Raw genomic sequence first — 13,765 nt, forward strand, 5'->3', positions numbered from 1 at the left:
CTTCGCTCTAGACCGGAACCGGCCGGTCCGTGAAGGCCAGATCGTCGGCGTGAACGACTGGACCCTCGGTGTAGCCGAGCACCGGCTCGATGGAGGCGGACTTCAGGCCGACGATCTTCTGGGCGTCATCGGCGTCGTAGCGCACCAGCCCACGGGCGATCTCGCGGCCGGCCAGGTCGCGGATGACCACCGCGTCGCCCTTTTCGAAACGCCCTTCGACGCCCGTCATCCCCGCGGCGAGCAGGCTCTTGCCCTGGGCGAGCGCTATCGCCGCGCCGCTGTCGACACGCACCGCGCCTTGGGGATGCAGCGCGCCGGCGATCCAGGCCTTGTAGGCGGCCGTGGCCGAGGTCGAGGGTTCGAACACGGTGGCGCGGGCGCCGTCCTCCACTTCCCAAAGCGGCGATGGCCGGGCGCCGAGGGTGATGATGGTGGCGCAGCCGGCGGCGCCCGCCATGCGGGCGGCGATCAGCTTGGTGGCCATGCCGCCAGTGCCGACCCCCGCGCCGGCGTTCGCGCCACCGGCCATGGCCTCGATCTCCTCGGTGATGCGTCCCACGCGCGGCAGGTGGCGGGCCGCGGGGTCGCGTCGCGGGTCGGCGGTGTAGAGGCCGTCGATGTCACTGAGCAGCACCAGGGCCTCGGCGCCGATCATCTGGGCCACGCGGGCGGCCAGCCGGTCGTTGTCGCCGTAGCGGATTTCCTCGGTGACCACCGTGTCGTTCTCGTTGATCACCGGCACGACATTGAGCCCGAGCAGGGTTTCGAGCGTGGCGCGGCCGTTCAGCCAGCGACGGCGCACCTCGGTGTCGTCGCGGGTCAGCAGAATCTGGGCGCAGACCACGCCGTGCGGCTCGAACGCCTCCTCCCAGACGCGCATCAGCAGGGACTGGCCGGCGGCGGCCGCCGCCTGCTTTTCCGGCAGGGTGCTCGGGCGGCGGGCGAGGCCCAGTCGCTTACGGCCAAGCGCCCCAGCCCCGGAGGACACGACCAGCACCGACTGGCCCCGCGCGCGCAGGCGCGCCACGTCGGCGGCGAAGTCGGCGAGCCAGGCGCGGTTGGGCGCACCCGTATGAGGGTCCACCACCAGGGCGGACCCCACCTTGACGACGATGCGCCGGGCGGCGGCGAGTTCGCGGCCTCCGGGGCCGCCCGCGACGATGCTCATGGCCGCCATCCGCCGGGGGTGGGCGCTTCATCCTCGTCGTCGTCCTCGACGGGCGCCAGGCCGCGGGCCTCCCGCACCAGCCTGGCCGCGCGGCGCAGCACGTCGCGCACGCCCTCGCCGGAGACGCCGGAGATCAGATAGGGCTTCACGCCCGAGGCGGCCTCCAGCTCCGCCGCCTTCTCGGCGCGGGTCTCGTCGTCGAGCGCGTCGATCTTGTTCAGCGCCAGCAGCTCGGGCTTGTCGGCCAGGCCCTCGTCATAGGCCTCCAGCTCGCCTCGGATGGTGGCGTAGGCGCCGGCCACATCCTCCTGGGTCGCATCGACCAGGTGGATCAGCACGGCGGTGCGCTCCACGTGACCGAGGAAGCGGGTGCCCAGGCCCGCCCCTTCTGAGGCGCCCTCGATCAGGCCGGGGATGTCGGCCAGGACGAAACGCTCGCCCTGCGACAGGTCGACGACCCCGAGATTGGGGGTCAGGGTCGTAAACGGATAGTCGGCGATCTTCGGCTTGGCGGCCGAGGCGGCGGCCAGGAAGGTCGACTTGCCGGCGTTGGGCAGGCCGACCAGGCCGGCGTCGGCGATCAGTTTCAGCCGCAGCCAGATCCAGCGCTCCTCGCCGGGCTGGCCGGGATTGGCGTGCTTAGGCGCCTGATTGATCGGCCCCTTGAAGCGGTCGTTGCCCCAGCCGCCGTTGCCGCCCTGGGCCAGCAGCACGCGCATCCCCGGCTCGTCGAGGTCGTAGAGCAGCTCCTCGCGCTCTTCGTCGAGAATCTGGGTGCCGACCGGCACCTTCAGCACCACGTCGTCGCCGGCCGCGCCGTGGCGGTTGCGGCCCATGCCGTGCACGCCGGTGCCGGCCTTGAAGTGCTGCTGGTAGCGGTAGTCGATCAGGGTGTTCAGCCCCTCGACCGCCTCGATCCACACGTCGCCGCCCTTGCCGCCGTCGCCGCCGTCCGGACCGCCGTACTCGATATACTTCTCCCGCCGGAACGAGACGGACCCGCCGCCGCCGTCGCCGGAGCGGACGTAGATCTTGCATTGGTCGAGAAACTTCATGGCGGGCTTCTTTTGGCCCAGCTTCGTTCGGGCCGACACAAAAATATCAGGAAAGGGCGGGCGGGATCGCGCGGATCCCGCCCATTGTGGCTTGTCTAGGCCAGCCAGACCATCATGCGGGTAGCCGCCGGCTCGCCGCGCGCCACGCTTGGGCGCAGGGCGACGTCGCCGGTGTAGAGGAAGCCGGCCTTGCACAGCACCGCCCCCGACGAGGGGTTGTCGGAGAAGTGGCCGGCCATGACCATGCGCTTGCCCCAATCGTGGCCCGCCCAGCTAAGCGCGCCGAGCGCCGCCTCGGTGGCGTAGCCCTGGTTCCACCACGGCTTGCCGATCCAGTAGCCGAGCTCGAGCGGCTGGCCCGGCGCCGTGAAGAAGCCGGTCACCCCGATCAGGCCTTCGCCCTGGAGGTCGACGGCGAAGGTGGCCTCGGTCTCAAGGTTCTGATGTTCCGCGCGCTGCACGAAGGCTTCGGCGTCGCCCATCGCATAGGGATGCGGCAGGCGCGTGGTCATGCGGGCGACCTCGTAGTCGCTGGCGTAGCTGGCAATGCGGCCGATATCGCCCTTGGCCAGGGGCCGCAGCTTCAGCCGACGGGTTTCGATGGTGGGCCGCGCCTCGATCGAGCACATGGTCCGCCTCCCTCTGTTTTTTCGACCGGGCCCTCCCAAGCGGGGAAGGGATGCGCCGCGATCGTGGCCCTCGTGGGCCGGTTTTGTAACAGGGGCTCGACAACGAAAAACGGGGAGCCCGGCGTTCCGGACTCCCCGCTTGGGATGGTCTGTCCGGATCGCCTTAACGGGACGATCCGGAGAGCATTCTCTGGATCGCCTACTCGGCGGCCATCGGCGCGTCGGCCGGGACCACGGTCACGTAGGTGCGGTTGAGCTTCTTGGTCACGAACTTCACCGCGCCGGTTTCCAGCGCGAAGAGGGTGTGATCCTTGCCCATGCCGACGTTCACGCCCGGCCAGAACTTGGTGCCGCGTTGACGCACGAGGATGTTGCCGGCGAGCACAGCTTCGCCGCCGAACTTCTTCACGCCCAGGCGCTGGCCGGCCGAGTCACGACCGTTACGCGAGGAACCGCCGGATTTCTTGTGAGCCATTGTGCTCTCCTAACTCTACTGACGGCGGGCCCTTAGGCTTCGCCGCCGGTGTCCTTCTTGGCCTTCGGGGCGGCGGCCTTCTTCGGCGCAGCCTTTTTGGCCGGGGCGGCTTCGACCGGGGCGGCGTCGGCGTGTTCGACGACGGCGGCCTCGACCTTCGGGCTCGACTTCTTGGCCTTGGTCACCACCGGGGTGGCTTCCACGCCGGCCGGGGTCGCGGCGGCGTCCGCCTTCACCAGCTTGGCGAGGTTGCGGGCGCGCAGGTCCAGCTCGGCCTTGGTGGTCAGGTCAACCGTACCGTCCCACTTGGTTTCCTTGCCGCCGACGGTCAGGCCGGTGACGCGCAGCACGCTCTCGAGCTGGCGGTGACCCTTGGTGCGGCGATAGCCCTGGCGGCGGATCTTCTTGAAGATCTTAACCTTCTCACCCTTGCGGGTTTCGACCAGGGTGGCGGCCACGGAGGCGCCGGCCACGGTCGGGGCGCCGACGGTCACGTCCGCGCCGTCGCCCAGGAGAAGAACCTCGCCGAAGGCGACTTCCGCGCCGGGTTCGCCATCCAGCTTTTCGACCACAAGCAGGTCGCCCGGTTGAACCCGGTACTGCTTGCCGCCGGTCTTGATCACCGCGTACATCGTGGTCGCGCCTTGAATTCTGAAATCGCAAAAATGAGTGCGCCCGCGAGCCGGACCCGCGGGCGAGGGCCGGTCTTATACAGCCCAAACTCTCCAAGTCAACGCGGGGCGGGGCCAAAACCGCACTGAAACCCGAGTCGAAACCGAGGCTTGCCGCCGCGCGCGCGCGTCATCCCCAGAATCCGTCGGCGCCGGGCTAGCTTGTTATAGCATAACACTCTACATGCGCTTCATGCTCGCCGCTCCTCCCGCGCTCCTGTCCCTCGCCGCCGCCGGCTTCGTGGTCGCCTTCCTGCACGCGGCCCTGCCGACGCACTGGCTGCCTTTCGTTCTGGTGTCGCGCGCCCGCGGGTGGAGCCGGGCCCGCACCCTGGCGGTCGCGGCTTTCGCGGGTCTGGGCCACGTGGCCTGCACTGTGCTGCTGGGCGCGGGCGTACTCGCGGCCGGCATGGTCGTCGCGCCCTGGCTGGGTCACGGCCTGCACTGGATCGCTGGCGGCCTGCTGGTCGCGCTCGGCCTCTGGCAATTGACGGGCCACGCCCACGGCGGCGAGCCGCGCCGCTACCGCTCCGACGCGGCGGCCGTGGCCGGCCTGTTTCTCCTGCTGGCGGTCAGCCCCTGCGAGGCCTTCCTGCCGCTCTATCTCGCCAACGTCGGCGAAGGCTGGGGCGCCTTCGCCCTCCTCTCCGCCGTGCTGTTGATCGCCACCACGGCGGGCATGACGCTGTTCACCGCTCTCAGCCTCGCCGGGGCCTCGCGGCTGAAGCTCGACTGGCTGGCGCGGCGCGAGCCGGCCATCCTGGGCGGGGTGATGTGCGCCCTCGGCGTGGCGATGATCGCAGTTGAACTCTAAAGCGCGACCGCCAAAGGCGGCCGCCGGTTTTGGCGCCCGTCGCGCACCAAACAAAAGTGAACTCTAGGATTCTGCGAGCGCTCTCTTAAATAGCCGCCATGGCTCTCGACACCGCTCCCGCCGCCTCGGCGAAAACGCCCGTCACCGTGCTCACCGGCTACCTCGGCGCCGGCAAGACCACCCTGCTCAACCGCATCCTCAGCGAGGACCACGGCAAGCGCTACGCCGTGATCGTCAACGAGTTCGGCGAGGTGGGCATCGACAACGACCTCATCGTCGGCGCCGACGAGGAAGTCTTCGAAATGAACAACGGCTGCGTCTGCTGCACGGTGCGCGGCGACCTGATCCGGGTGCTCTCGGGCCTGATGAAGCGCCAGGGCTCCAAGGGCGCGTTCGACGCGATCATCGTCGAGACCACGGGCCTGGCCGATCCCGGTCCGGTGGCCCAGACCTTCTTCGTCGACCAGGACGTCGCCGACCGCACGCGGCTGGACAGCGTCACCGCCGTGGTCGACGCCAAGCACATTCTGCTGCGCCTCACGGACAGCAAGGAGGCGGTCGAGCAGATCGCTTTCGCCGACCAGATCGTGCTGAACAAGACCGACCTCGTGACCCCGGCCGAGCTGGCCCAGGTCGAGGCCCGCATCCGCCGGATCAACCCGCTGGCGCCGATCCACCGCGCCCAGCGCTCGAACGTGCCGCTCGAAACCGTGCTCGGCCGCGGCGGCTTCGACCTCGACCACATAGTCAGCCTGGAGCCGGCCTTCCTGAACCCGGCCCACGGCGAGGAAGGCCACGTGCACGACGAGCATTGCGGCCACGAACACCATGACCACGATCACGACCACGCTCACGACGACCACCATCACCACGGCGCGGGCGGCCATGACCATGGCGATGACGTGAAGGGCGTGGCCCTGACCCTCGACCGGCCGATCGACGGCCGCAAGATCACCCAGTGGCTGGACGCGCTGCTGCAGCAGCAGGGCCCGGACATCCTGCGCGCCAAGGGCATCATCGACGTGGCCGGCGAGTCCAAGCGTCTGGTCTTCCAGGCCGTGCATATGATCCTGGAAGGCGACCTGCAGCGCGAATGGCGCGACGACGAGAAGCGCTACAGCCGCATGGTCTTCATCGGCCGCAACCTCGACGAGGCGGCCCTGCGCCAAGGCTTCGAGGCCTGCGCGGCGTAGACCCCAACGCGGTTCATCCCGACGAAAGTCGGGACCCAGGCTTTTTCTGACAGCCACGAGCACATGAAAAAGGCCGCAGGGGCGAACCCGGCGGCCTTTTGCATTTCGATAAAACTCCTGGGTCCCGACTTTCGTCGGGATGAACCCAGAACAGAGATCGACCCCAGAAACAGAAAAGCCCCGGCGTCTCGGACGCCGGGGCTTGCCCGTTCTCCAGCAGCGCTCGGAAGCGCTTAGGAGATGTCTTCGTTGATCAGGCCGACCTTGTAGAAGCCGTCGGTCTGCAGTTGGTTCACCACGGTCATGAAGTCGTTGTAGGTCACGTCCGCGTCGGCGCGGATCATGACGCGCTCTTCCGTGGCCGGGCCGGTCATTTCCGGGTTGTTCTGCTTCATGCGGGCTTCCAGGTCGACCGCCAGGCGATCAAGCTGGGTCTGGGTGTCCGCGATATAGATGCCGCCGTCCTTCTGGATCGAGATGAAGGTCGGCTCCACCGGCTTCGCATCCGGGGGCGGCGGGGTCGCCGGCGGCAGGTCGAGCTTGATCGACACGGTCGCCATCGGAACCGCGACCATGAAGATGATCAGCAGCACGAGGAGGATGTCGACGAAAGGCGTGACGTTAATCTCGGAGTTCTGCCCGAGCGAGTACTTGGATCCGCCACTACCGGCGAGTTTCGCGGCCATCGACCACCTTCTCCCAAACGCCCGCCAAACGAGCGGGCTTGTCATTGCTCGGCGGAACCAATGCCGCGTCCGGAGACGTAAGTCAAAGCCTAAGGCAGGTCATTTCCGCGCTTCCCGCACCAAGCGAACGAATCCGCCGTCGTGCTGGCGAAATCGGCGCCGCGACGCTATTTCGCGCCCATGCCTGACCTCTCCGACGCCCCTGCCGCCGTTTTCGACGCCTTCGTCACCGCCGCCCTGTTCGATTCCGCCGGCCGCGCGCTGTTCGCCCTCGGCGACGGGCGGGTGATGATCGAGGCCGGAGAGGGCTTCGAGGCCAAGGTCGCGCACGACGGCGCGGTGCTGGCCGCCGCCGCCCATCCGAGCGGCGACGGCGTCGTCACCGGCGGCGACGACGGCCGCCTGGTCTGGACCCGCGCCGGCGCCGCGCCGCAAGTCCTGGCCGAGGCCCCGGGCCGATGGATCGACGTGGTCGCCGCCAGCGCGGCTTCCGGCCTGATCGCTTTCGCCGCCGGACGCGAGGCCCGGGTTCTGGACGTCGCCGATCCCGCCTTCAGCCGCGCGTTCCAGCACGAGAAATCCGTCGCCGGCCTCGCCTTCGACGCCAAGGGCCGCCGCCTCGCCGCCGCCACCTATGGCGGGGCCTGGCTGTGGTTCGCGCGCATCGCCGAACAGAAGCCGCAGATCATGAAGTGGGCCGGCAGCCACGCCGCCGTCGCCTGGAGCCCGGACGGCAGGTTCCTGATCAGCGCCATGCAGGAAAACCAGCTGCACGGCTGGCGCATGGCCGACGGCAAGGACATGCGGATGGGCGGCTATCCCGCCAAGCCCCGCAGCCTAGCCTTCGCCCAGAAGGGCGCCGCCCTGGTCACCTCCGGCTCGCACGGGGCGGTGATCTGGCCGTTCGTGGGCGCCAACGGCCCGATGGGCAAGGAAGCCGCCGAGATCGGCCACCGCGAGGACAGCCTAGTCACCCAGGTGGCGAGCCTCGCCGCCGAAGGCCTGATCGCCGCCGGTCTCTCCGACGGCGGAGTGTGGGCCGCCAGGCTCGGCGGGCTGAAGCAGGCCAATCTGCGCGGCAAGGGCGCGGCGCCGATCAGCGCCCTGGCGCTCTCGGCCGACGGCGCCCGCGTGGCCTTCGGCGACGAGGCCGGCGCCGCCGGCGTCTTCACCATCCCGACGCTTTGACGCCCAACGCCCGCCGTCTAAGCTTCACCCCATGCCGGGCAAGTCGAAAGCCAAGCCGAGCCGCCGCAGCGCGCCCCGCACGGGAAAGCGTGGCGGCTTCTGGGGCCATGTGCGCCGGGCCGCGCTCGCCTGCCTGATCGTGGCCATTGTCGCGCCAATCGGCGGGGTGATCGTCTACCGCTTCCTGCCGCCGCCGATGACCTTCCTGATGGTGCAGCGCCTGTTCGAGGGGCGCGGCCTCGATCATCGCTGGCGGCCGATCCGCAAGATCTCGCCAGCCCTCACCCGCGCGGTCATCGCCGCCGAGGATTCCCAGTTCTGCGAGCACCACGGCTTCGACTTCGACGCCATGCAGAAGGCCATGGCCAACAACGAGAAGCGGCCCACCCGCATCCGCGGCGGTTCGACCATCAGCCAGCAGACCGCCAAGAACGTCTTCCTGTGGCCCGATCGCTCCTACGTGCGCAAAGGCCTGGAGGCCTATTTCACGGCGCTGATCGAGGTGATCTGGGGTAAGCGCCGGATCATGGAGGTCTACCTCAACAGCGTCGAATGGGGCCCCGGCGTCTATGGGGCCGAAGCCGCCTCCAGGAAGTGGTTCGGCGTCTCGGCCGAAAAGCTCAGCGCAACCCAGGCCTCGCGCCTGGCCGCCATCCTGCCGAGCCCTCTGAAATGGAAGGCGGCCGACAGCGGCCCCTATGTCCGCCGCCGCTCCAGCCGCATCAACGCCGCCAGCGGCACGGTCCGCCGCGACGGTCTCGCGGACTGCGTGCTCTGAGACCGACGGCGCTTGATGACGCCACGTCACCGGCGTCATAAGCGGCCCATGCCCAGCTCCGCCGACTTCGCCAGCCTGCAGGACATCCTCCGCCTCGAACAGATCGAGGTGAACCTGTTCCGGGGGATTTCGCCCGACGACGGCTATCCGCGCATCTTCGGCGGCCTGGTGATCGCCCAGGCCCTGCTGGCCGCCTACGAGACCGTGCCGGCCGACCGCGTCTGCCACTCGTTGCACTGCTATTTCATCCGCCCGGGCGATGTGACGGCGCCGGTGCTCTATCAGGTCGACCGGGCCCGCGACGGCGGCAGCTTCACCACCCGCCGGGTCACCGCCATCCAGCACGGCGAGCAAATCTTCAACTTCGCCGCCTCCTTCCAGGCCGCCGAAGACGGGCCCGAGCACCAGTTCGACGCCCCGACGGTCCCCGAGGCGGACAGCCTGCCCACCGAGGCCGAGCTCCTGAAAGGTCTCGGCGACAAGGTCCCGCCGCAGGTGATGCGGGTCACAGATCGCCCGTGGCGCATCGAGGTGCGCTGGGTCGATCCGCCGACCCTGGTCAATCCCGGCCCCAAGCCGGCCCGCAAGGAAGTGTGGATGCGGGCCAAGGAGCCGGTTCCGGACAACATCCGCCTGCAGCAGGCCACCCTCGCCTACGCCTCGGACCTCACCTTCATGGAGACGGCCCTGCGCGTGCACGGGCTGAACTTCTGGACGCCGGGCCTGCAGCCGGCCAGCCTCGACCACGCCATCTGGTTCCACCGCCCGGTGGATTTCAACGACTGGGTGCTGTTCGCCCAGGACAGCCCCTCGACCTCCGAGAGCCGCGGCCTGGTGCGCGGCGAGATGTTCCGCCGCGACGGAACCCTGGTCGCCTCCATGGCGCAGGAAGCCCTGATGCGGGTCCGCGCGCCCAGGACCTAGAAACCCGCCGCGATCTCGACGCCCTGCGGCCAGAGGATCACGGCGGCGGTCACTCCGGCCGAAGCGGCGGCCATGGCGAGAACGCCGAGGACGACTGCGATACGGTGGGCGAGGCGGGGCATGGCGACCAGCGGCTGAAGTGACGAAGGGGACGTTCGTCAAATCGCACGCCCCCGGTTCGTTCCCCAGTTAAGCCTGCGTCATGACCCTTTTGTCATGACGGCGTTCACCGAAACTTGTCAGCTGACGGAAGCCGTCAGTCGGCCTCGACGTCGCGGCCTTCGTTGGGATCGGCCTCGATCTCGCCGGGCGGGTCGGCGATCACCCTGCGCTCGGCGATACGCACCTCGGGCACGACCTGGCGGGTGAACGGCAGATAGAAGGTGGGGCCGCCGCGCGGCGGCTCGATTTCCAGCAGATCGCCGGAGCCGAAGTTGGGCACGGCCTTGATGCGGCCGAGCGGGTTGCCGGTGAGGTCCTCGACGGCGAGGCCGATCAGGTCGGTGAGGTAGAACTCGTCCTCATCCGGCTCCGGCAGGGCCTCGCGCGGGATGTAGAGGCGCAGACCGCGCAGGGCGTCGGCGGCCTCCTTGCTCTCGATCCCGGCGCAGCGGGCGACGACGCCGTCCTTGGCCGCGCGGGCGGAAAGCAGCGTGAGGGCGGGCGAGCCGTCCTCACGCAGCAGGGTCTTGTAGTGGGCGAGCGCCAGCGGCTCGGCGGTGTAGGTCGAGAGGCGCACCTCCCCCTTCACCCCGAAACCGCCGGCCACCCGGCCGACCAGGATAAGCCGGCCGGTAATCGCAGTTAGCCTTCGGCCGGCTCTTCCGAGCCTTCAGCCACGCCGTCGGCCTGCGGGTCGGCCGAGGCTTCGGCTTCCACCGGGGCTTCGGCGGCGGCTTCGACCGGCGCTTCTTCGGCGACGGGTTCCGGCTCCGGCGGAGCAGCGGCGGCGGCCGCGGCGGCTTCAGCGGCGGCGGCCTTGGCGGCGGCTTCCGCCTCGGCGCGGTCAGCGTCGCGCTGAGCGCGCTCGGCCAGGCGCTCTTGCGCCTTCTTGCCCGGCTTGGCCTTGTTGGGGTTGTTGCCGTGGGCCCATTGGCCGACGCCTTCGGCGGCCAGGAAGCGGGCGACGCGGTCGGTCGGCTGGGCGCCCTTGGCGATCCAGGCCTGGATGCTTTCCAGCTTCAGGGTGACGCGCGGCGTCGGACCGTCCTTGGGCAGCAGCGGGTTATAGGAGCCCACCTTCTCGATGAAGCGGCCATCGCGCGGCGAGTGGCTGTCGGCGACGACGATCGAGTAGTAGGGGCGCTTCTTGGCGCCGCCGCGGGCGAGGCGGATCTTCAGCATTTCAGGTCTCTCAGTTCTCTAGGAGTCGTTCTTGAAAGGGGTTGGGCTTATTTCTTGAACGGGTTGAAGCCCGGCGGCAGGCCGCCGCCGAGGCCGGGAAGTTTCGAAAGGTCGGGCGCGCCGGGACCGCCGCCGCCGAGTTGCTGGGCCATCTTCTGCAGCTCGTCCTGGCTGGGCGCCTTGCCGCCGCCGAGCGCCTTCAGCGGATTGCCGCCGGGCATGGGCATGCCCATCTGGCGGGCCATCTGGGCCAGGCCCTTGCCGCCGTTCTTGCTCATCGACTTGAAGACGTCCGCCATCTGGCGGTGCTGTTTCAGCAGCCGATTGACCTCGGCCACGTCGACGCCGGCGCCGGCCGCGATGCGGCGCTTGCGTGAAGCGGCCAGCACATCGGGCTTCTTGCGTTCCAGCTTGGTCATCGACGAGATGATCGCCTGCTGGCGGCGGAAGACGCGGTCGTCGACGCCGCTCTCGGCGATCTGCTTCTTCACCTTCTGCACGCCGGGCAGCAGGCCCATGATGCCTTCCATGCCGCCCATCTTCTGCATCTGGGACAGCTGGGCCGCGAGGTCGTCGAGGTCGAACTGACCCTTGGCCAGCTTGCGGGCCATGCGTTCGGCGTCGGCCTTGTCGAAGTCGGCGGCGGCCTTTTCGACCAGGGCCACCACGTCGCCCTGACCGAGGATGCGGCCGGCCACGCGGCGGGCGTCGAACACGTCCAGCGCATCGATCTTTTCGCCGGCCCCGAGGAACTTGATCGGCAGGCCGGTGACGTGGCGCATCGACAGCGCCGCGCCGCCCCGACCGTCGCCGTCCGCGCGGGTCAGGATCAGGCCGGTGAGCGGCAGACGCTCGTGGAAGGCCTTGGCGGTGCGCACCGCGTCCTGGCCGGTCAGGCTGTCGGCGACCAGCAGGGTCTCGGAGGGGTTGGACAGGCGGGCGATCTCGGCCGCCTCGCTCATCATCGCCTCGTCCAGCGTGGTGCGGCCGGCGGTGTCGAGGATCAGGACGTCGTAGCCGCCCAGGCGGGCCGCGCTCATCGCCCGGCGTGTGATGTCTGGCGCGCTCTGCCCGGCGACGATCGGCAGGCTGTCGACCTCGGCCAGCTTGGCCAGCATCGCCAGCTGCTCCATGGCGGCCGGACGACGGGTGTCCAGCGAGGCCAGCATCACCTTTTTGCGCTCGGTCTTGCCGAGGCGAAGGGCCAGCTTGCCGGCCGTGGTCGTCTTGCCCGAGCCCTGCAGGCCGGCCATCAGGATCACGGTCGGCGGGTTGAGCGAGAGGTTCAGGCCTTCCGGCTGCTCGCCGCCCAGCATGTCGACCAGGCCGTCATAGACGATCTTGACCACCTGCTCGGACGGCTTGACCGAGCGGATCACCGTCTCGCCGGTGGCCAATTCCTTGGCCTTGGCGACGAAGTCCTTCACCACCGGAAGGGCGACGTCGGCCTCCAGCAGGGCGATGCGGACTTCGCGCAGCGCCTCGTCGATGTCGGCGGCCGACAGCACGCCGCGACCGCCGAGGCGGTCGAAGACGGACGAGAGGCGATCACCAAGCGCTTCGAACATTCGAGGCGTGAACCTTCAAAACCGAGGACGCAAACGCAGCCAGCCCCCGTGGACGATCACGTCGACGGGGGTCCTCGCCGACCTCAGGCCCGCCGGATCGTCCCGGAGGCTTTCGTGTCGGTGGAGGGCGCTGGCTGATGCTGCGCCGGAAAGGCGGGCTCTATAGCGGAAACGGCGAGACGAATCAAAGGGCGGGTTCGCGCCGCCCCTAACCCTCCAGCGGCACCGTGATCTGCGCGCCCGCAGCCTGCAGCCGGTCGAGCACCCCGTTGCGGCGCTGCAGCTGGCTGAGGTCGATGATCACCACCGTCTTGCCGGGGGTCCTCAGCGCCTGCAGCAGGGTGGCGGTCGACTCCGCCACCGCTCGCTCGCGCAGGGCCTGGCCGCCGCCGACCTGGCCAAGACAACTCTCGTAGGCCTGGGCCGGATAGTTGCGGCGCACGCCGGCCAGATCGCCCACCGCCCAAGCCTTGCCCAGCTCGCCCGGGCGGGCGCCTTCGAAGGTCACCTGATTGAGGAAGGCGCGCAGGCAGTTGATCTGCTGGGCCGGGTTGAGATCGCCCGCCGCCTTCATCAGGGCGCTGATCGGCAGTTCGGCCATCGGCTTGACCGGCACCTTCATCGCCTGGGCGATATCCTCCACCTGGCTGGCGGGCTTGGCTTCGGAGACGCCCTGGGCGGCGCGGAAGTCGGAAAGCAGCAGGGCGCCGGCCACCGCCGGTTTCCACTTGGCGTAGCGGTCGGCCTTCACCTTGGCCTGGCGGCGGGTTTCGACCACGCGCTCGCGCAGGTCGGGCGGAATGTCGCGCTCCAGATTGCCGCGGAAGGTGCGCACGCGGAAGGCGTCGCGGGCGAGAAACGCCGCCACCCCGCCGACGCCGACCTTGCCCTCCACGGGCGTCAGCAGCATCCGCGCCCCGGTCAGGGCGCGGCGCACGCGTGTTTGGTCCCACTTCTGCTGGTGATGGATGGGCGTCACCGAGCCGAGGATGATCACCTCGCTGTCGCCCATCTTGGCGCGCCACATGGCCGGGCCCAGCGGCCGGCCGATCACCTCCAGCGCCTCGATCACCGTGCTGCCGCCGGACTGCTCGGCGAGATCGGTCGCGGTCGCGGGCGAGGCGGGCGGAGGCGTCTGCGATCCGGCGGGGACGCTGGCGACGAGCGCCGCCGCCAGGCTCCAGACGAAGGCGGATCGCAGCCGTCGCATGCGGGCGTTTCCTTCCATGCCGCCACTCTAGGATCGGCGGGCGGCAAGGTCACGCCGGCTCG

16 protein-coding genes are annotated in these 13,765 nt (G+C 69.6%); 5 read left to right on the plus strand and 11 right to left on the minus strand.

From position 1 onward, the window contains the following. Nucleotides 1-7: 7 nt before the first annotated feature. From proB to rplU, 5 genes are all read right to left on the minus strand, one after another. Nucleotides 8-1,168: a glutamate 5-kinase gene (gene proB / locus ACFLIT_RS07245; protein WP_479910537.1), complete on the minus strand. Its 1,161-nt coding sequence runs from the start codon at nt 1,166-1,168 to the stop codon at nt 8-10. Further along, the gene (gene obgE, locus ACFLIT_RS07250) at nt 1,165-2,223 is read right to left on the minus strand and encodes a GTPase ObgE (RefSeq protein WP_479910538.1); all 1,059 of its coding nucleotides are present in this window, start codon (nt 2,221-2,223) and stop codon (nt 1,165-1,167) included. Before obgE ends, proB begins: the two co-directional genes overlap by 4 nt. Before the next feature lie 95 nt (nt 2,224-2,318). After that, on the minus strand, nt 2,319-2,852 hold the full coding sequence (locus ACFLIT_RS07255; protein WP_479910539.1) for a GNAT family N-acetyltransferase: 534 nt from the start codon (nt 2,850-2,852) through the stop codon (nt 2,319-2,321). Between the two features lie 199 nt (nt 2,853-3,051). After that, nucleotides 3,052-3,327, minus strand: coding sequence for a 50S ribosomal protein L27 (gene rpmA / locus ACFLIT_RS07260; RefSeq protein ID WP_479910540.1), 276 nt, complete (start codon nt 3,325-3,327; stop codon nt 3,052-3,054). A gap of 32 nt (nt 3,328-3,359) precedes the next feature. Next, nucleotides 3,360-3,959, minus strand: coding sequence for a 50S ribosomal protein L21 (rplU, locus tag ACFLIT_RS07265; protein ID WP_479910541.1), 600 nt, complete (start codon nt 3,957-3,959; stop codon nt 3,360-3,362). Nucleotides 3,960-4,191: 232 nt separating this feature from the next. Here rplU and ACFLIT_RS07270 point away from each other — a divergent pair, with 232 nt between their 5' ends. Further along, nucleotides 4,192-4,812, plus strand: a complete 621-nt coding sequence (locus tag ACFLIT_RS07270) for a hypothetical protein (RefSeq protein ID WP_479910542.1) — start codon at nt 4,192-4,194, stop codon at nt 4,810-4,812. 98 nt (nt 4,813-4,910) lie between these two features. Then, the gene (locus ACFLIT_RS07275) at nt 4,911-6,005 is read left to right on the plus strand and encodes a CobW family GTP-binding protein (protein WP_479910543.1); all 1,095 of its coding nucleotides are present in this window, start codon (nt 4,911-4,913) and stop codon (nt 6,003-6,005) included. Between the two features lie 233 nt (nt 6,006-6,238). On the opposite strand, the gene ACFLIT_RS07280 is transcribed toward ACFLIT_RS07275, so the two are convergent. Beyond that, the gene (locus ACFLIT_RS07280) at nt 6,239-6,691 is read right to left on the minus strand and encodes a biopolymer transporter ExbD (protein ID WP_479910544.1); all 453 of its coding nucleotides are present in this window, start codon (nt 6,689-6,691) and stop codon (nt 6,239-6,241) included. A gap of 180 nt (nt 6,692-6,871) precedes the next feature. Between ACFLIT_RS07280 and ACFLIT_RS07285 the strand changes: the two genes are divergently transcribed. The 3 genes from ACFLIT_RS07285 to ACFLIT_RS07295 are packed head-to-tail and all read left to right on the plus strand — an operon-like array spanning nt 6,872 to nt 9,581. After that, entirely contained in the window at nt 6,872-7,879 is a 1,008-nt protein-coding gene (locus ACFLIT_RS07285) for a WD40 repeat domain-containing protein (protein ID WP_479910545.1), read from the plus strand. Between the two features lie 31 nt (nt 7,880-7,910). Further along, nucleotides 7,911-8,657 (plus strand): monofunctional biosynthetic peptidoglycan transglycosylase, encoded by a 747-nt coding sequence (gene mtgA, locus ACFLIT_RS07290; protein ID WP_479910546.1) that lies wholly within the window; start codon nt 7,911-7,913, stop codon nt 8,655-8,657. A 48-nt stretch (nt 8,658-8,705) separates the two neighbouring features. Beyond that, nucleotides 8,706-9,581: an acyl-CoA thioesterase gene (locus tag ACFLIT_RS07295; RefSeq protein ID WP_479910547.1), complete on the plus strand. Its 876-nt coding sequence runs from the start codon at nt 8,706-8,708 to the stop codon at nt 9,579-9,581. Here the strand turns inward: ACFLIT_RS07295 and ACFLIT_RS07300 are convergent. The 5 genes from ACFLIT_RS07300 to ACFLIT_RS07320 form a co-directional block, all read right to left on the minus strand. Continuing rightward, nucleotides 9,578-9,703, minus strand: coding sequence for a hypothetical protein (locus ACFLIT_RS07300; protein ID WP_479910548.1), 126 nt, complete (start codon nt 9,701-9,703; stop codon nt 9,578-9,580). The genes ACFLIT_RS07295 and ACFLIT_RS07300 overlap by 4 nt on opposite strands. A 134-nt stretch (nt 9,704-9,837) precedes the next feature. Continuing rightward, nucleotides 9,838-10,380: a ribosome maturation factor RimM gene (gene rimM / locus ACFLIT_RS07305; RefSeq protein ID WP_479910757.1), complete on the minus strand. Its 543-nt coding sequence runs from the start codon at nt 10,378-10,380 to the stop codon at nt 9,838-9,840. A gap of 5 nt (nt 10,381-10,385) precedes the next feature. After that, complete coding sequence (rpsP, locus tag ACFLIT_RS07310; RefSeq protein WP_479910549.1) at nt 10,386-10,925, minus strand: 30S ribosomal protein S16; 540 nt, start codon at nt 10,923-10,925, stop codon at nt 10,386-10,388. A gap of 47 nt (nt 10,926-10,972) precedes the next feature. Continuing rightward, entirely contained in the window at nt 10,973-12,493 is a 1,521-nt protein-coding gene (gene ffh, locus ACFLIT_RS07315) for a signal recognition particle protein (protein ID WP_479910550.1), read from the minus strand. A 208-nt stretch (nt 12,494-12,701) separates the two neighbouring features. After that, nucleotides 12,702-13,721 carry a TraB/GumN family protein gene (locus ACFLIT_RS07320; protein WP_479910551.1) on the minus strand — a complete coding sequence of 340 codons (1,020 nt, stop codon included), beginning with the start codon at nt 13,719-13,721 and terminating at the stop codon, nt 12,702-12,704. Between the last annotated feature and the right edge of the window lie 44 nt (nt 13,722-13,765).

Source organism: Caulobacter sp. HJHS_5 (assembly GCF_056683955.1).